The 16756-nt window shown below is 74.8% G+C and carries 16 protein-coding genes; 4 read left to right on the top strand and 12 right to left on the bottom strand.

Going from position 1 to position 16756, the window contains the following annotated elements; all coding sequences use genetic code 11:
- Window positions 1-53 precede the first annotated feature (53 nt).
- Window positions 54-560, top strand: a complete 507-nt coding sequence (locus HLV61_RS09175; protein WP_369254519.1) for an ASCH domain-containing protein — start codon at window positions 54-56, stop codon at window positions 558-560.
- A gap of 1 nt (window position 561) precedes the next feature.
- Here the strand turns inward: HLV61_RS09175 and aspS are convergent, their stop codons facing one another.
- The 4 genes from aspS to HLV61_RS09155 are packed head-to-tail and all read right to left on the bottom strand — an operon-like array spanning window position 562 to window position 5291.
- Window positions 562-2337 (bottom strand): aspartate--tRNA ligase, encoded by a 1776-nt coding sequence (gene aspS / locus HLV61_RS09170; RefSeq protein ID WP_369254517.1) that lies wholly within the window; start codon window positions 2335-2337, stop codon window positions 562-564.
- 28 nt (window positions 2338-2365) lie between these two features.
- Window positions 2366-3346, bottom strand: a complete 981-nt coding sequence (locus tag HLV61_RS09165) for an aldo/keto reductase (protein WP_369254515.1) — start codon at window positions 3344-3346, stop codon at window positions 2366-2368.
- Window positions 3346-4608: a histidine--tRNA ligase gene (hisS, locus tag HLV61_RS09160; protein ID WP_369254513.1), complete on the bottom strand. Its 1263-nt coding sequence runs from the start codon at window positions 4606-4608 to the stop codon at window positions 3346-3348. Before hisS ends, HLV61_RS09165 begins: the two co-directional genes overlap by 1 nt.
- The gene (locus tag HLV61_RS09155; RefSeq protein WP_369254511.1) at window positions 4605-5291 is read right to left on the bottom strand and encodes an MBL fold metallo-hydrolase; all 687 of its coding nucleotides are present in this window, start codon (window positions 5289-5291) and stop codon (window positions 4605-4607) included. The genes hisS and HLV61_RS09155 overlap by 4 nt, the downstream gene beginning before the upstream one ends.
- 168 nt (window positions 5292-5459) lie before the next feature.
- Between HLV61_RS09155 and HLV61_RS09150 the strand changes: the two genes are divergently transcribed.
- From HLV61_RS09150 to HLV61_RS09140, 3 genes are read left to right on the top strand one after another with little or no spacing between them, the layout of a single operon-like run.
- Entirely contained in the window at window positions 5460-6317 is an 858-nt protein-coding gene (locus HLV61_RS09150; protein WP_369254509.1) for a peptidylprolyl isomerase, read from the top strand.
- Entirely contained in the window at window positions 6314-7048 is a 735-nt protein-coding gene (locus tag HLV61_RS09145; protein WP_369254507.1) for a peptidylprolyl isomerase, read from the top strand. Before HLV61_RS09150 ends, HLV61_RS09145 begins: the two co-directional genes overlap by 4 nt.
- On the top strand, window positions 7045-7683 hold the full coding sequence (locus HLV61_RS09140; RefSeq protein ID WP_369254505.1) for a class I SAM-dependent methyltransferase: 639 nt from the start codon (window positions 7045-7047) through the stop codon (window positions 7681-7683). Before HLV61_RS09145 ends, HLV61_RS09140 begins: the two co-directional genes overlap by 4 nt.
- Here HLV61_RS09140 and HLV61_RS09135 read toward each other — a convergent pair.
- The 8 genes from HLV61_RS09135 to ruvC form a co-directional block, all read right to left on the bottom strand.
- Window positions 7673-10135, bottom strand: a complete 2463-nt coding sequence (locus HLV61_RS09135) for a RelA/SpoT family protein (RefSeq protein ID WP_369254503.1) — start codon at window positions 10133-10135, stop codon at window positions 7673-7675. The two genes, HLV61_RS09140 and HLV61_RS09135, sit on opposite strands and share 11 nt — an antisense overlap.
- Window positions 10136-10227: 92 nt before the next feature.
- Entirely contained in the window at window positions 10228-10824 is a 597-nt protein-coding gene (locus tag HLV61_RS09130; protein WP_369254501.1) for an adenine phosphoribosyltransferase, read from the bottom strand.
- Window positions 10821-12230 carry a protein translocase subunit SecF gene (gene secF / locus HLV61_RS09125; protein ID WP_369254499.1) on the bottom strand — a complete coding sequence of 470 codons (1410 nt, stop codon included), beginning with the start codon at window positions 12228-12230 and terminating at the stop codon, window positions 10821-10823. The genes HLV61_RS09130 and secF overlap by 4 nt, the downstream gene beginning before the upstream one ends.
- Entirely contained in the window at window positions 12227-13840 is a 1614-nt protein-coding gene (secD, locus tag HLV61_RS09120; protein ID WP_369254497.1) for a protein translocase subunit SecD, read from the bottom strand. The genes secF and secD overlap by 4 nt, the downstream gene beginning before the upstream one ends.
- Before the next feature lie 10 nt (window positions 13841-13850).
- Entirely contained in the window at window positions 13851-14216 is a 366-nt protein-coding gene (locus HLV61_RS09115) for a preprotein translocase subunit YajC (RefSeq protein ID WP_369254495.1), read from the bottom strand.
- Between the two features lie 172 nt (window positions 14217-14388).
- Window positions 14389-15513, bottom strand: a complete 1125-nt coding sequence (gene ruvB / locus HLV61_RS09110; RefSeq protein ID WP_369254493.1) for a Holliday junction branch migration DNA helicase RuvB — start codon at window positions 15511-15513, stop codon at window positions 14389-14391.
- On the bottom strand, window positions 15510-16148 hold the full coding sequence (ruvA, locus tag HLV61_RS09105; protein WP_369254491.1) for a Holliday junction branch migration protein RuvA: 639 nt from the start codon (window positions 16146-16148) through the stop codon (window positions 15510-15512). The genes ruvB and ruvA overlap by 4 nt, the downstream gene beginning before the upstream one ends.
- On the bottom strand, window positions 16145-16711 hold the full coding sequence (ruvC, locus tag HLV61_RS09100; RefSeq protein WP_369254489.1) for a crossover junction endodeoxyribonuclease RuvC: 567 nt from the start codon (window positions 16709-16711) through the stop codon (window positions 16145-16147). The genes ruvA and ruvC overlap by 4 nt, the downstream gene beginning before the upstream one ends.
- Window positions 16712-16756 lie beyond the last annotated feature (45 nt).

Raw genomic sequence — 16756 nt, 5'->3', positions numbered from 1 at the left:
CGCAGTCTCCCGCCCCGGGCGGGTCCGCCGCCAGACCCGGCGAGGATGGGCCCATGAGCACCGACGACGCACCGGCACCCCTGCGCCGCGACGAGGCCGCCGCGATGTGGCGCGAGTACGCCGCCACCCTCCCGCCGGGCGGCCCGCCCGGGGACGAGCCACCCGTCGAGCGCTTCGGCGACAGCCGCCCGCTCGCCGAGGAGCTGCTCGCCCTCGTGCTCGCCGGCACCAAGCGGGCCACCGCCGGCCTGGTCGCCGACTTCGCCCACGAGGGCGAGCCGCTCCCCCGCATCGGCGGGCACTGGATCGCCTGCGACGGCGAGGGCCGGCCCCGCGCGGTCCTGCGCAGCACCGAGCTGCGGGTGGGCCGCCTCGACAGCGTCGACGACGCCTTCGCCCGGGACGAGGGCGAGGGCGACCGCACCCGGGCGAGCTGGCTCGCCGGCCACCTGCGCTACTTCACCCGCACCCTCGCCGCCCGCGGTGGCCGGTGGGACGACGACCTCGAGGTGGTCTTCGAGCGCTTCGCCGTCGTCTGGCCACGCGAGGTGGCCGACTGAGTCAGGCCGTCGGGTCGGTCGGCCCCGGGGCACCGGGCGGGCCGGGCAGCGCCGGCTCCTCGGCGACGGCGTCGATGCCGGCCTCCGTGCGCTGGGCGTCGCTGATCGGCGTCGGGGCGCCGGTCAGCGGGTCGTAGCCGGCACCGGTCTTCGGGAAGGCGATGACCTCGCGGATGGAGTCGACGCCGGCCAGCAGCGCGGTCAGCCGGTCCCAGCCCAGCGCGGCGCCGGCGTGCGGCGGCGGGCCGTACGCGAAGGCCTCGAGGAAGAACCCGAACCGCTCGCGGGCCTCCTCGCGCGACATCCCGAGTGTCTCGAACACCCGCTCCTGCAGGTCCGGGTCGGCGATCCGGACCGAGCCGCTGGCCAGCTCGTTGCCGTTGACGACCAGGTCGTAGGCGTCGGACAGCGCGTTGGCCTTGTCCTCGGCGAAACCCTCGCGCCACTCCGGGGTGGGCGAGGTGAACGGGTGGTGCATGAAGGTCCAGTCGCCGTCCTCGGTCTCCTCGAACATCGGGAAGTCGACGACGAACAGGAACGACCAGCTGCCCGGCTCGATGAGCCCCAGCCGCTTGGCGATCTCGTTGCGGGCGGCGCCGAGCAGCTCCTGCGAGGAGCGGCGCGCGCCGGCGGCGAAGAACACGCAGTCCCCCGGCGCGGCGCCGACGGCCTCGACCAGCCCGGCGCGCTCGGCGTCGGAGACGTTCTTGGCCACCGGGCCGCCGAGCGTGCCGTCCTCGGCGACCGTCACGTAGGCCAGGCCGCGGTAGCCGCGGGAGCGGGCCCAGTCCTGCCAGGCGTCGAACGCCCGCCGCGGCTGCGACCCGCCGCCGGGCATGACCACCGCGCCCACGTACGGCGCCTGGAACACCCGGAACGGGGTGTCGGCGAAGAAGGAGGTCAGCTCGGTGAGCTCGATGCCGAAGCGCAGGTCGGGCTTGTCCGAGCCGAACCGGTCCATGGCCTCGCGGTAGGTCATCCGCGGGATCTCCCCCACCTCGTGGGCGGCGAGCTCCGCCCACAGCGCACGGACGACGTCCTCGACCACGGCCAGGACGTCGTCGCGCCCGACGAAGCTCATCTCGAAGTCCAGCTGGGTGAACTCCGGCTGCCGGTCGGCGCGGAAGTCCTCGTCCCGGAAGCAGCGGGCGATCTGGTAGTAGCGCTCCAGCCCGCCGATCATCAGCAACTGCTTGAACAGCTGCGGGGACTGCGGCAGCGCGTACCACTTGCCCGGCTGCAGCCGCACCGGCACCACGAAGTCGCGCGCGCCCTCGGGGGTGGAGCGGGTGAGGTCGGGCGTCTCCACCTCGGTGAAGCCGTTCCGGGCCATGACGCCGCGGGCGATCCGGTTGACCTCGCTGCGCAGCCGCAGGATCCGGGCCGGGCCCTGCCGCCGCAGGTCGAGGTAGCGGTACTTGTAGCGGACGTCGTCGGAGGCGGCCTGGTCGGTCTCGATCGGGAACGGCAGCGGCGCCGACGACGACAGCACCCGCAGCTCGGTGGCGGCCACCTCGACCTCACCGGTGGGCAGGTCCGGGTTCTCGTTGCCGGCCGGGCGCCGGCGCACCTCACCGGTGACCAGCACGCAGAACTCGTTGCGGAGGGCGTGCGCCTCCTCCTCGCGGACGACCACCTGGACGTAGCCCGAGGCGTCACGGAGGTCGACGAAGACGACGCCGCCGTGGTCGCGCCGGCGGGCCACCCAGCCGGCGAGGGTGACGGTCGAACCGGCGTCGGAGGCGCGCAGCGTCCCGGCGTCGTGGGTGCGGAGCACTAGAGGGCCTTTCGGGGGGAGGGGGTCGTCACCAGCGGTGGTGCACGTGCGGCCGGATGCGCTCGTCGTAGAGCCGCTCGAGGTCGGCGAGCTCGGTGTCGGTCAGCGGCGGGAGGTCGGCCGCGGCGGCGTTGGAGCGTGCCTGCTCCACCGAGCGCGCGCCGGGGATGACGCAGGTGACGCCGGGCTGCTGGACGACCCAGCGCAGCGCGACCTGGGCCGGGGTCCGGTCGCCGCAGATCGCGGTGAACTCCCGGGCCGCCGCCACGCCGACGTCGTAGGGCACGCCGGCGAAGGTCTCGCCGACGTCGAAGGCCTCGCCGTTGCGGTTGAAGTTCCGGTGGTCGTCGGCGCCGAACGTCGTCGACTCGGTGTACCGCCCGGACAGCAGGCCGCTGGCCAGGGGCACCCGCGCCAGGATCCCGACGCCGCGCGCGGCCGCGGCCGGCAGCAGCTCCTCCAGCGGCTTGCGCCGGAAGACGTTGAGGATCACCTGGACCGTCTGCACGCCCGGGTGCTCCAGCGCGGTCAGGCCCTCGGCGACGGTCTCCACCGAGACGCCGTAGGCCGCGATCGCCCCGTCGGCGACGAGGGAGTCCAGCGCGTCGTACACCCGCTCGTCGGAGTAGACGGCGGTCGGCGGGCAGTGCAGCTGCACCAGGTCGAGGGTCTCGACGCCGAGGTTGCGCCGCGACCGGTCGACCCACGCCCGGAGGTTCTCCGGCGTGTACTGCGCGGCCTCGAACGGGTCGGCGCGGCGGCCGGCCTTGGTGGCCACGAACGGCCGGTCCGGGCGGGCGGACAGCGCCTTGCGGATGCGCTCCTCGCTGCGCCCGTCGCCGTAGACGTCGGCGGTGTCGAGCAGCGTCACGCCGGCGTCGAGGGCGGCGTCCAGGACGTCGCCGGCGGTCGCCTCGTCGACGTCGCCCCAGTCACCGCCCAGCTGCCAGGTGCCCAGGCCGACGACGCTCACGTCCGCGCCGGTCCGTCCGAGGGGTCGGGTCTCCATCAGATGCTCACCGCAGCCTTCAGCGCCTCGAACAGGTCACCCACGGGGACGGCGCGTTGCTCCCCCGTGCGCAGGTCCTTCAGCTGGCCGACGCCGTCGGCCAGGTCCCGCTCGCCGACGACGAGGGCGTGCGACGCCCCCGACCGGTCCGCGGCCTTCATGGCGCCCTTGAGCCCGCGGTCGCCGTACACGGTGTCCGCGGACACCCCGGCCGAGCGCAGCTGCCCCACCAGCCGGACGGCCAGCCGCTTGGCCTCGGCCCCCAGCGGGACGACGAACGCCTGCACCCCGGCGGTCGCGGTGACGTCGAGCCCCTCGGCCTGCACCGCCAGCAGCGTCCGGTCGACGCCGACGGCGTAGCCGATGCCCGACACGTCGGGTCCGCCCAGCGCCGCCGACAGCCCGTCGTAGCGGCCACCGCCCCCGATCGCCGACTGCGCGCCGAGGCCGGAGTGCACGAACTCGAACGTCGTCTTCGTGTAGTAGTCCAGCCCGCGCACCAGCCGAGGCGCCTCGGTCCAGGTCACGCCGAGGTCGGTCAGGTGCTGGCGGACGGCGTCGTAGTGCGCCCGGGTGGAGTCCGACAGGTGGTCGACCATGAGCGGGGCGTCGTCGAGCTGGGCCTGCACCTCGGGCCGCTTGTCGTCGAGCACCCGCAGCGGGTTGATCTCCGCCCTGCGCCGGGTCTCGTCGTCGAGGTCCAGCTCGTCCAGGTACGCGACCAGCAGCTCGCGGTACCGCGGCCGGCAGGTGGCGTCCCCGAGCGAGGTCAGCAGCAGCTCGAAGTCGGTCAGCCCGAGGTCGTGGAAGCCCTGCACGCCCAGCGCCACGACCTCGGCGTCCAGCGCGGGGTCGTCGACGCCGAGCGCCTCCATGTCGACCTGGGTGAAGTGCCGGTAGCGGCCGGCCTGCGGTCGCTCGTAGCGGAACGCCGAGCCCACCGTCCACAGCTTCACCGGCAGGGGGCCGGTGTGCAGCCGGTGCTCGATGAACGCGCGCATCAGCCCGGCGGTGAGCTCGGGGCGCAGCGTGAGCGAGCGGCCGCCACGGTCGTCGAAGGTGTACATCTCCTTCGTCACCACGTCGGTGGACTCCCCGACGCCGCGGGAGAACACCGCGGTCTCCTCGAACACCGGCGTCTCGACGTAGCCGTAGCCGGCCCGCCGCAGCGGCGCGGTCAGCGTCTCGCGGACGGCGAGGAACCGCGCCGAGTCCGGGGGCAGGACGTCGAAGGTCCCCTTGGGGGCGGACAGCCCGCTCACAGCCCGCGTCCCCGCGGTTCGGCCGCGCCGGCCTCGGCGAGGTAGGGGTTGGTGGCCCGCTCGCGGCCGATGGTCGTCGCCGGGCCGTGGCCGGGCAGCACGACGGTGGCGTCGTCGAGCGGCAGGACGACGTCGCGCAGCGACGTGAGCATCGCCTCCCACGAACCGCCGGGCAGGTCCACCCGGCCGACCGACCCGGCGAAGAGCACGTCGCCGGCGAGCAGGCCGGGCGCCTCCCCGAGGTCGAGGGAGAACACGACCGACCCCTGCGTGTGCCCGGGGGCGTGGCGGACGGTCAGCTCCACGCCGGCCAGCGACAGCACCGCGCCGTCGTCGAGGCGGCGGACCTCGGAGGGGTCGGGCAGGCGCAGGCCGGTGAGGAGCGGCGCGAGTGCCGGGCCGTGCCAGCGCGCGGGGTCCGACAGCATCCCGGCGTCATCGGGGTGCAGGTAGGCCGGGATGTCGTAGCCCTCGCAGACGGGCAGCACGGAGAAGGTGTGGTCGAGGTGGCCGTGGGTGAGCACGACCGCGACGGGCTTGAGGCCGTCCTCGGCGAGCATCCGGGCCAGCGGCTCCACCGCGTCCATGCCCGGGTCGACGACGACGCACTCCTGGCCCCGCCCGGGTGCGACGGCGTAGCAGTTGGTGCCGAAGGCGCCGGCCGGGAACGAGCGGATGAGCACCCGTGCAGGTTACGCGGGTGATCAGGGGCCCTCCGGTCCGGCAACCGGGCGCTCACAGGCGCGCCACCTAGACTCGCGCATCGACCAGCGGGCTGACCGCGGAGCGCGGCCGGAGGCCGCGGCCCGGCCCCGCGGAACACGTCGCCCGTCCGAGGAGTGCCCGACCCCGTGCCGACCAACAAGCAGCAGCGTCTCGCCGCCCAGCGCCGCCTGCAGCGACAGCTCGAGAAGCGCGCCGAGACGGCCCGCAAGCGCCGCCGCAACCTGCTCGTCGTCGTGACCGTCGTCGCCGTCGTCCTCGTGGCCGGGGCGGTGGCCCTCGTGGCCGGGCTCGGCGGGGACGACGACAGCGCCCGGGCCGCGGCCAGCAGCAGCTCGGCCCCCGCCACCGACGGCACCGGGGCCACCGCGGCACCGGCGGTCCCCAACGCCGACGGCACGGTCACCTGCACCTACGCGCCCGACACCTCCGGCAACCCGAGCCTGACCGACGTCGGCACCCCGCCCGACGCGGCCTCGACGCCGGCCAGCGGCACCCTGGGGCTGCTCATGTCGACCGACCAGGGCGACATCCCGCTCACCCTCGACCGCACGCAGGCGCCGTGCGCGGCGGCCAGCTTCGCCTACCTGGCCTCCGTGCAGTTCTTCGACGGCAGCCCCTGCCACCGCGAGGTCAACCAGCCGACCTTCGGCGTGCTCCAGTGCGGCGACCCGACCGGCTCGGGCTCCGGCGGCCCCACCTACAAGTTCGCCGAGGAGGTCACGCCGGAGACGACCTACCCGCGCGGGACGATCGCCATGGCCAACAGCGGCCAGCCCGGCTCCACCGGCAGCCAGTTCTTCCTGTGCTTCGTCGACACGCAGCTGCCGCCGGACTACACCGCCGTCGGCACCGTCGACGAGGCCGGCCTGGCCGTGCTCGACACCATCGCGGCGGCCGGCAACGACGGCTCCTTCGAGCCCAGCCCCGGCGGCGGCGCGCCCAACCTCCCGGTGACCATCACCTCGATGACCGTCGTCGCATGAGGCCGGCGCGGGCGGGCGCCGGCGGCCTCCTCGGGCTGGCTGCCGGTGCCCTGCTGGCGCTCACCGCCTGCACCGGCTCGGTGGACGGCTCGGCGTCGCCGGTCCCCGGCGGGACCCGCGACACCCCGGGGAGCGACGACGGCGGCAGCGCGACCGTGGGCTGCGAGTGGGTCGCCGCCCGCTCGGGCAACCCCTACGCCGTGGAGGTCGCCCCGCCCGACGCCGAGGCGCCCGCCGACGGCACCGCGGCGCTGCGGATGACCACGAGCCTGGGCGAGCTGGTGCTCACCCTCGACCGGGCCGGCGCCCCGTGCGCGGCGGCGAGCATGGTCCACCTGGCCGGCCTGGGCTACTTCGACGGCTCCCCCTGCCACCGCGAGGTCGACAGCGCCGGGCTGCGGGTGCTGCAGTGCGGCGACCCCACCGGCACCGGCGCCGGCGGGCCCACCTACGCCTTCCCCACCGAGGTCGACGGCAGCGAGACCTATCCCCGGGGCACGATCGCGATGGCCAACAGCGGCCAGGGCCTCGACGGCAGCCAGTTCTTCCTCGTGTGGGGCGACAGCGACCTGCCGCCGGACTACACCGTCGTCGGGACCGTCGACGAGGCCGGCCTGGCGGTGCTCGACGTCGTGGCGGCCAACGGCAACGACGGCTCGCTGGATCCCTCCCCCGGCGGCGGCGCCCCGGCCGTCCCGGTCACCGTGACCGCGATGACCCCGCTGCCGTGACCGACCCCTACGCCGGTTTCCCACCGGGGTTCTTCGCCCGCGACGACGAGGGGCCCGACGCGCTGTTCTACGGCCCGCCCCGGCTGGTCACCCACATCGACGACGCCGCGGTCGCCGCGGTCGGCGACCTCTACGCCGAGCTCGGCATCGACGGGTCCGCACCGGTCCCCCGCCGGGTGCTCGACCTCATGTCCTCGTGGGTGTCGCACTTCCGCACGCCGCCGGCCGAGCTGGTGGTGCTCGGCATGAACGCCGCGGAGCTGGACGCCAACGCCGCGGCCACCGAGCGGATCGTGCGGGACCTCAACACCGACCCCACGCTGCCGCTGCCCGACGGTTCCGTCGACGCCGCGGTGTGCTGCGTGTCGATCGACTACCTGACCCGGCCGATCGAGGTCCTCGCCGAGGCCGGGCGGGTGCTGCGGCCGGGCGGGCCGCTGGCGATCACCTACTCCGACCGCTGCTTCCCGACCAAGGCCGTGCACGGCTGGCTGGCCACCACCGACGAGCAGCACGGCGCGCTGGTCGCCGAGCTCGTCCGGCGGACCGGGCTCTTCACCGAGCCGGAGGGATCGCTGCGCACCCGCCCCGGCCGCGGCGACCCCCTCTACGCCGTGGTGGCCCTCAGGCGGTGACGCGCTCGACGTCGAAGACGCCCTCGACGTTGCGCACCGTCTGCAGCACCGCGCCCAGGTGCGCCGGGTCGGCCAGCTCGAAGGTGAACCGGCTGACCGCCACCCGGTCGCGGCTGGTCTGCACCGACGCCGAGAGGATGTTGACCCGCTCGTCGGCCAGCGCCTTGGTGACGTCGGAGAGCAGCCGGTGCCGGTCGAGCGCCTCGACCTGGATGGACACGAGGAACACCGAGCCGGGCTGGCTGGCCCATTCGACCTCCACCAGGCGCTCGCTCTTGCGCCGCAGGTCGGCGGCGTTGGTGCAGTCGGTGCGGTGCACGCTCACCCCGCCGCCGCGGGTGACGAAGCCCAGCACGTCGTCGCCGGGCACCGGGGTGCAGCACTTGGCGAGCTTGGCCCAGACGTCGCTCATCCCGTGCACGACGATGCCGGGGTCACCGCTGGCCGCGCGCCGGTGCGACGGGCGGCGGGTGGGGATGGCGGTCTCGGCGATGTCCTCGACCGCGCCCTCGGCGCCGCCCAGCGCGGTGATCAGCTTCTCGACCACCGACGTCGCCGAGATCTGGTTCTCCCCCACCGCCGCGTAGAGCGCGGTGACGTCGGCGTGGCGGAGGTCCCGGGCCAGCGTGACCAGCGCCTCGCCGCCCAGCAGCCGCTGCAGCGGCAGGCCGGACTTGCGCATCGCCCGGGTGAGGGCCTCCTTGCCGGCCTCGACCGCGTCGTCGCGGCGCTCCTTGGTGAACCACTGGCGGATCTTGGTCCGCGCGCGGGAGGAGCCGACGAAGGTCAGCCAGTCCTTGGAGGGGCCGGCCGTGGGCGAGCGGGAGGTGAAGATCTCGACGACGTCGCCGTTGGACAGCGTGCTGTCCAGGCTGACCAGCGTGCCGTTGACCCGGGCGCCGATGCAGCGGTGGCCGACCTCGGTGTGCACCGCGTAGGCGAAGTCCACCGGCGTCGCCCCGCCGGGCAGGCTCACCACGTCGCCCTTGGGCGTGAAGACGAAGACCTCCTGCGGACCGAGGTCGTAGCGCAGGGTCTCGAGGAACTCGCCGGGCTCCTGGGCCTCGCGCTGCCAGTCCAGCAGCTGGCGCAGCCACAGCATGTCGTCGGGCGAGCCGACCTTGGTGGCGCCGAACTCGCCGGGGCCGGGCTTGCCGCCCTGCCGCGCCTTCTCCTTGTACTTCCAGTGCGCGGCGATGCCGTACTCGGCGGTGCGGTGCATGTCGTGCGTGCGGATCTGCAGCTCGACCGGCTTGCCCTGCGGCCCGATCACCGTCGTGTGCAGCGACTGGTACATGTTGAACTTCGGCATCGCGACGAAGTCCTTGAAGCGGCCGGGCACCGGCTGCCAGTGCGCGTGCATGATGCCCAGCGCGGCGTAGCAGTCGCGCACGGTGTCGACCAGGATGCGGATGCCGACGAGGTCCCAGATGTCGGTGAAGTCCCGGCCGCGGACGATCATCTTCTGGTAGATCGAGTAGTAGTGCTTGGGCCGGCCGGTGACGACGGCCTCGATCTTGGCGGCCTTGAGCTGCTCGGTGACCGACGTGGTCACCTCGGCGAGGTAGGTGTCCCGCGACGGCGCCCGCTCGGCCACCAGGCGCACGATCTCGTCGTAGCGCTTCGGGTAGAGCGTGGCGAAGGCGAGGTCCTCCAGCTCCCACTTGATCGTGTTCATGCCCAGGCGGTGGGCCAGCGGGGCCAGGATCTCCAGCGTCTCGCGCGCCTTCTTCTCCTGCTTCTCCGGCGGGAGGAAGCGCAGCGTGCGCATGTTGTGCAACCGGTCGGCGAGCTTGATGACCAGCACCCGCGGGTCACGGGCCATCGCGACGATCATCTTGCGGATGGTCTCGGCCTGGGCGGCGTCGCCCAGCTTGACCCGGTCGATCTTCGTGACGCCGTCGACGAGGTGGGCGACCTCGGGGCCGAAGTCGGAGCTGATCGCCTCCAGCGTCTTGCCGGTGTCCTCCACGGTGTCGTGCAGCAGCGCGGCGACCAGCGTGGTCGTGTCCATCCCGAGCCCGGCCAGCACCGTGGCGACGGCGAGCGGGTGGGTGATGTAGGGGTCGCCGCTCTTGCGCTTCTGGGCGGCGTGCGCGGCCTCCGCGACGTCGTAGGCCCGCTGCAGGAGCGCGAGGTCGGCCTTGGGGTGGCTCTGCCGGTGCAGCGCGGCCAGCGGCTCGAGGACCGGCCGGACCTCGCTGCGCTGGCCGGCGACGATGCGCCGGGCCAGCCGGTCGCGGACGCGGCGCGGGCGCGGAGCGCCCTCCTCCGGCGGCTCGCTGCCGACGTCGTCGGGACGGCGGACCAGCGGTCGGGACGGCAGCGGGATGCGCTGGTCCTGCGGCGTGGCGGTGCCGTCCGGGGCGGTGCTCCCCGGGGCGGTGACTTCCGGCGCGGCGCCCTCGGGCCGCGCAGCAGCCACGCGGGTGGCGGGCGCGTCGGGGGCCACGGCGACTCCTGCGTGGACGGCGGAGGAACGACCCTGACCATGCTAGCCGCGCCGGGTCGGCGCGAGCCCCCGCCGGGCGGGAGAGCTCCCCCTCAGGTGGTCCAGAGGGTGTGCACGGCGTGCGGGGCGATCCGCTGGCGCCCGCCGAGGGCGGCCAGCTCGATCACCACCGACACCGCCGTCACCACCGCGCCGAGCTCCTCGATCAGGGCCACCGCCGCCGCCAGCGTCCCGCCGGTGGCGAGGACGTCGTCGACCAGGAGCACCCGCTGACCGGGGTGCAGCGAGTCGGTGTGCATCTCGATGGTGGCGGTGCCGTACTCCAGCGCGTAGTCGGCCGCGATCCGCGCGCGGGGCAGCTTGCCGGCCTTGCGCACCGGGACGACGCCCACACCGGAGTGCAGCGCGACGGCGGCGGCCAGCAGGAAGCCGCGGGCCTCCACGCCGACGACGACGTCGAAGCCGGGGTCGCCGGACGGGCCGTCGTCGGTGTGCGCCACCGCCGCCGCCCGCGGGTCGACGAACGACGGCGCGGCCAGGCCCTCGACCATCCGGCGGAAGGCCGGACCGTCGGCGAACACCGGCGTCAGGTCGCGGAACACGACGCCGGGCTCCGGGAAGTCCGGGACGTCGACGGCCAGGCCGGCGATGACCTCGTCGAGGGGCGGCAGCGCCTCGGCCGTGCTCACCGGCGCCGCTTCCCCCCGCCCGGCCGCTGGGGGCGGACGCCGGGGCGCGGAGCGGCCGTGGCGCCGTGCGGGCGGCCCGCGTCGGGCCCGACCGAGGACGGGGACTCGACGACGACGTCGGCCCGCGCGGGACCCAGCGACCCGGCGTCCCGCTCGGCGAGGGCCACCCCGCCGCGCGCGGCACCGCGGGCGCGGCGGGCGCTGGCCACCGGGCCGGCCGCGGCACGGGCACCCTGGCGGGCGGCCGCCGACCGCCGGGCGAGCACCCGGCGGCGCAGGGCCACCTGCTCGGGCTCGCGCTCCTTGAGGTCGGCGACGATCGGCGTGGCCAGGAAGATCGACGAGTAGGTGCCGGCCGCGAGCCCGACGAAGAGCACCAGCGCGAGGTCCTTGAGCGTGCCGACGCCGAGCAGGCCGGCACCGACGAACAGCAGCCCGGCCACCGGCAGCAACGCGATGACCGAGGTGTTGATCGAGCGCATGAGGGTCTGGTTGACCGCCAGGTTGGCCGCCTCGCCCCACGTCATCCGGGCTCCCGAGGACAGGCCGCGGGTGTTCTCGTCGACCTTGTCGAACACCACGACGGTGTCGTAGAGCGAGAAGCCGAGGATGGTCAGCAGGCCGATCACCGTGGACGGCGTGACCTCGAAGCCGATCAGCGAGTAGATCCCGGCCGTGACCACGAGGTCGTGCAGCAGCGCCACGATCGCCCCGACCGCCATCTTCGGCTGGAACCGGATGGCGAGGAACAGCACCACGGCGACGAGGAAGACCACCAGCGCGATCAGCGCCTGGTCGGTGATGTCCTGACCCCACTCGGCGCTCACCGACTCGGGGCTGACCTGGTTGGTCTCGACGCCGGCGGCCTGGGCGACCGCGTCGACGACGGCCCGCTCGGCGTCGTTGTCCAGCCCGCCGGTGCGCAGCAGGATCTCGCCGCCGCCCACCACCTGGGCCGAGGCGACGTCGGCCCCGGCGTCGGTGGCGGCCTCGCGCACCTGCTCGAGCTGCTCGGTGGTGCCCGGCAGCCGGAAGCTGTTGCCCCCGGCGAAGTCGATGCCGAAGTTGAAGCCGCGGAACACCATCGAGGCGATGCAGATCAGCACGATCACCGCGGTGACCTTGTAGATCAGCCTGCTCCGGCCGACGACGTCGAGGCCGGCCTCGCCGTTGTAGAGCCGGTGCGCCAGCGAGGCCCGTTGCCGCCGGCCGCGCGAGCCGCCCTCGGCCGGCAGGCCCGCGTCGGCGAGCGCGGCGTCGTCGGCGGCCGCGGCCGCGTCGTCGACCGCGTCGACGTCGGCCGCGCGCGCCTCGTCGGCCTCGGTACCCACCGGCACCGGGGTCTCGGTGTCGTGCCCGGTGTCGTGCCCGGTGTCGTGCCCGGTGTCGTTGCGGCGGTCGCTCATGACCGGCTCCTGTCCTGCGACGCGCGGGCACCCGACCCGGCGCCGACCAGCTCGCGGTCGGGAGGCACGGACGGCGCGGTCGACCGGCGGGACCGGTCGACGCGGCCCAGCCCGGAGAACCGGCTGGTGCCGAAGGTGCGGAACCGGGCGAGCACGGCCATCAGCGGGTGGGTGAAGAGGAAGACGACGACGAGGTCGAGGACCGTGGACAGGCCGAGGGTGAACGCGAAGCCCTTCACGTCGCCGATGGCCAGCCAGTACAGGATCGCCGCGGCGAGGAAGCTGACCGCGTCGGCCGACAGGATCGTGCGGCGGGCGCGGACCCAGGCGCGCGGCACCGCCGAGCGCAGCGTCCGGCCCTCGCGGATCTCGTCCTTGAGCCGCTCGAAGTAGACGACGAACGAGTCCGCCGTGATGCCGATGGACACGATGAACCCGGCGATGCCGGCGAGGCTCAGCGTGAAGCCGATCTCCCGGCCCAGCAGCACCAGGCTGGCGTAGACCACGACCGCCGACAGCAGCAGGCTGACGATCATCACCAGACCGAGCAGCCGGTAGTAGAGCAGCGCGTAGACGAACACCAGGGCCACGCCGATGGCACCGGCGATGAGGCCGGCCCGCAGCTGCTCGGCACCGAGCTCGGTGGAGATCGACTGGGCGGTCGCCTGCTGGAAGGTCAGCGGCAGCGCGCCGTAGCGCAGCTGGTTGGCCAGCTCCTCGGCCCCGGACTGGTCGAACGAGCCGGTGATCGTCGTCTGGCCGTTGATGGCGCCCTGGATGGTGGGCGCGGAGACCACCCGGCCGTCGAGGGTGAAGGCGACGTTGCTGCCGACGTTGGCGGCGGTGTACTCCGCCCACGTCGTGCGGCCCTCGGAGTCGAAGTCGAGCAGCACGACCCACTCGCCGGTGGTCTGCTGCGTGCCGGCGCTGGCGTCGGCGATGTCGGTGCCCTCGATGATCGTGGGGCCGAGCAGGAACTTGGACGTGCCGTCCTCGCTGCAGGCGGCGACGAAGTCGTCGGGACGGGCCACCTCGCCGGTGGTGTCCGTGGCCTCGCAGGTCAGCGTCGCGTACTGCGCGGCGGCCTCCTCCTGCGTCACCGCCGGGCGGTCGGTGTCCAGCGCCGGGTCGCTCACCGCGCCGTCGTCGTCCGGGGTGGCGGCGTCGGTGGCGGCGTCGGTGGGGGCGGCGGGGTCCGTCGGGGTCGCGCCGTCGGTGGGCTCCGCGGGCGCGGCCGCCTCGGGGCCGGTGACCACGGGGCGGAACCGCAGCTGCGCGGTCTGGCCGAGCTCGCGGGCCTGCTCACCGTCGTCGCCGGGCACCGAGATGACGATGTTGGCGTCGCCCTCGGTGACCACCTCGGCCTCGGCGACACCGATGCCGTTGACCCGCTGCTCGATGATCTGGCGGGCCAGCTCGAGGTCCTCGGGCGCCGGCGCCTGCCCGTCGGGGGTGCGGGCGGTGAGCGTGACCGTCGTCCCGCCGCGCAGGTCCAGGCCGAGCTGGGGCGTGCGGTCGGTGCCGGTGAAGAAGATCAGGCCGTACATGACGGCGATGATCAGGACCAGCGCGCCGAAGTACCGGCGGGCGGGCAGGGCGCGGTTGGCCACGGGTCCTCCGTCAGAGGGTCTTGCCGGACGGGCCGTCACCGGGACGGTCGTCCCGGACGGAGGGCCCGTCCACGGCGGGGTCGACCACGGTCTCCCCGGTCGCGAGCGGTCCGGGCACCTCGCCGGCCGCCGGGCGCACCTGGATGACCGCCTGGCGCGCGTAGGTGACGACGACACCGGGCGCGATCTGCACCTGGATGGTCGCCGGGTCGTCCAGGCCGGCCACGCTGCCGTACACGCCGCCGGCCATGGTGACCGGAACGCCGATCGCCAGCGCCGACTGCGTCTGGGTCTGCTGGCGCTTGCGCGCCCGCGCCGGGAGCACGATGAGCGCCACGAACGCCAGCGCGAGCAGGAGCAGGGGGAACAGTTCCACGACGGGAGTGCCTCTCTACCGCGCGGGGTGCACGCGGTCGGTGCGGCCCGGGTCGGGACCGCTCGGGTACGTCGGCCGTGGCGCGCGGGCACCGGCCCACGCCGACACGGGATCGCGCGGCCGGGACCGGTCGGCCCGGGGAGGGCCGGGTTGCGCGCCAGCGGCGATGAGTCTAGGCGTCGAAGAGCGGTTCCGACGACGCCCCCGGGTCACGCGGGACGGCTGTGACACCACCGAGGGGGATCCCGCCGCGCGGCACCGGGTGGCCGAGGTGCTGCCAGGCCGCCTCGGTGGCCACCCGCCCGCGCGGGGTGCGGGCGAGCAGCCCGGCGCGCACGAGGAACGGCTCGCACACCTCCTCGACGGTGGTCGGCTCCTCCCCCACCGCCACCGCCAGCGTGGACACGCCGACCGGCCCGCCGGAGAAGCGCAGCACCAGCGCCTCGAGCACCGCCCGGTCCAGCCGGTCCAGGCCGAGGTCGTCGACGTCGTAGAGCGCGAGCGCGGCCTGCGCGACCGCGCGGGTGACCCGGCCGTCGCCCTCGACCTCGGCGTAGTCGCGGACCCGGCGCAGCAGCCGGTTGGCGATGCGCGGCGTCCCCCGGGAGCGGCCGGCGATCTCCGCCGAGCCGTCGTCGGTGAGCTCGACCCCGAGCAGCGCGGCGCTGCGCGCGAGCACCTGCTGCAGCTCGGCGGGCTCGTAGAACTCCATCTGCCCGACGAAGCCGAACCGGTCGCGCAGCGGCCCGGTGAGCAGGCCGGCCCGGGTGGTCGCCCCGACGAGGGTGAACGGGCTGATCTCCAGCGGGATGGCCGTGGCGCCGGGTCCCTTGCCGACGACGACGTCGACGCGGAAGTCCTCCATCGCCATGTACAGCAGTTCCTCGGCCGGGCGGGCGATGCGGTGGATCTCGTCGATGAACAGCACGTCGCCGGGGCCGAGGTTGGACAGCATCGCCGCGAGGTCGCCGGAGCGCTCGATGGCCGGGCCGCTGGTGATCTTCACCGCGGTGCCGAGCTCGGACCCGATGATGAGCGCGAGGCTGGTCTTGCCGAGCCCGGGCGGGCCGGACAGCAGCACGTGGTCCGGCGGCCGGCCCCGGCGCTTGGCGCCCTCGAGCACCAGTGCGAGCTGGCGGGCCACCTTGGGCTGGCCGATGAAGTCGTGCAGCGAGTGTGGCCGCAGCGCCGACTCGACGACCCGCTCCTCGTCACCGGCCTGCGGCGAGACGCCGAAGTCGCGGCTGACCCCGGACTCCAGCTCGCCGGTCAGCGACCGGTCGAACGGCGCGCTCATGACCGGCCCAGCAGCTGCAGCGCCTGGCGCAGCAGCGACGCGACGTCGACCCGGCCGGTGCTCGTGAGCTGCTCGTCGGCGACCGGCGCCAGTGCGGTGAGCGCGGTGTCGGCCTCGCGGGTGGACCAGCCGAGCCCGACCAGCGCGGAGGACAGCTGGTCGCGCCAGGGCGCCACGGCGGGAACCGGCGCGCTGCCGGCGGCCGGCGGGCCGTCGAGCTGGGTGTCGGTGGTCGTGGAGCCCAGCCGGTCGCGCAGCTCGAGGATCAGCCGCTCGGCGCCCTTCTTGCCGATGCCGGGCACCTGCATGAGCGCCTTGACGTCGGCCAGCGAGACCGCGCGCCGGACCTCCCGCGGCGGGTGGATGGCCAGCACCGCCTGCGCCAGCCGCGGGCCGACGCCGTTGGCGGTCTGCAGCAGCTCGAACAGCTGCCGCTCGTCGTCGTCGGCGAAGCCGTAGAGGGTGAGGGAGTCCTCGCGGACCACCAGGCTGGTGGCCAGGCGGGCGTCCTCCCCGACGGCGAGCCGGGCGATGGTGCCCGGGGTGCACTGCACCGCCAGCCCGATGCCGCCGACCTCGACCACCGCGCCGTCGGGCGAGACGGCGGCGACCCGGCCGCTGACCGAGGCGATCACCGGGAGACCCCCTGCCAGCGCGGCAGCGTGCGCTGCACGACCGGCGCGCCGATGCCGCCGGCGATCGCGGCCGACCGCAGCCGCTGCTGCGCCGGGCCGCGCCACACGTGGCAGACCGCCAGCGCCAGGGCGTCGGCGGCGTCGGCCGGCTTGGGGGCCGACGCCAGGCCCAGGACCCGGGTGACCATGAGGGTGACCTGCTCCTTGTCCGCCCGGCCGTTGCCGGAGATGGCCGCCTTGACCTCGCTGGGCGTGTGCCAGGCGACCGGGCGGTCGGCCTGCGCCGCCGCCAGCGCCGCGACGCCGGCGGCCTGCGCGGTGCCGGTGGCGGTTCCCTTGTTGTTCTGGGTGAACACCCGCTCGATGGCCACGACGTCGGGCCGGTGCTCACGCAGCAGCGCGGTGACCTGGGTGTGCAGCTCCAGCAGCCGCAGCTCGAGGTCCAGCTCCGCGGAGCTGCGGATCACGCCGACGCCCACGGCGGCCGGGCGCGCGCCGGGCCGGCCGTCGACCACGCCCCAGCCGCACCGGGTCAGCCCCGGGTCGATGCCGAGCACCCGCATGCCCGCTCCCCCTTTCCCCGAACGCCTGTTCGACGGTCACCGTAA

The sequence above is a fragment of the Geodermatophilus amargosae genome, from assembly GCF_041028265.1.
Lineage (GTDB): Bacteria > Actinomycetota > Actinomycetes > Mycobacteriales > Geodermatophilaceae > Geodermatophilus > Geodermatophilus amargosae_A.
Note: the sequence above shows the minus strand (reverse complement) of the source record. Positions and strands in the feature narration are given on the sequence as shown.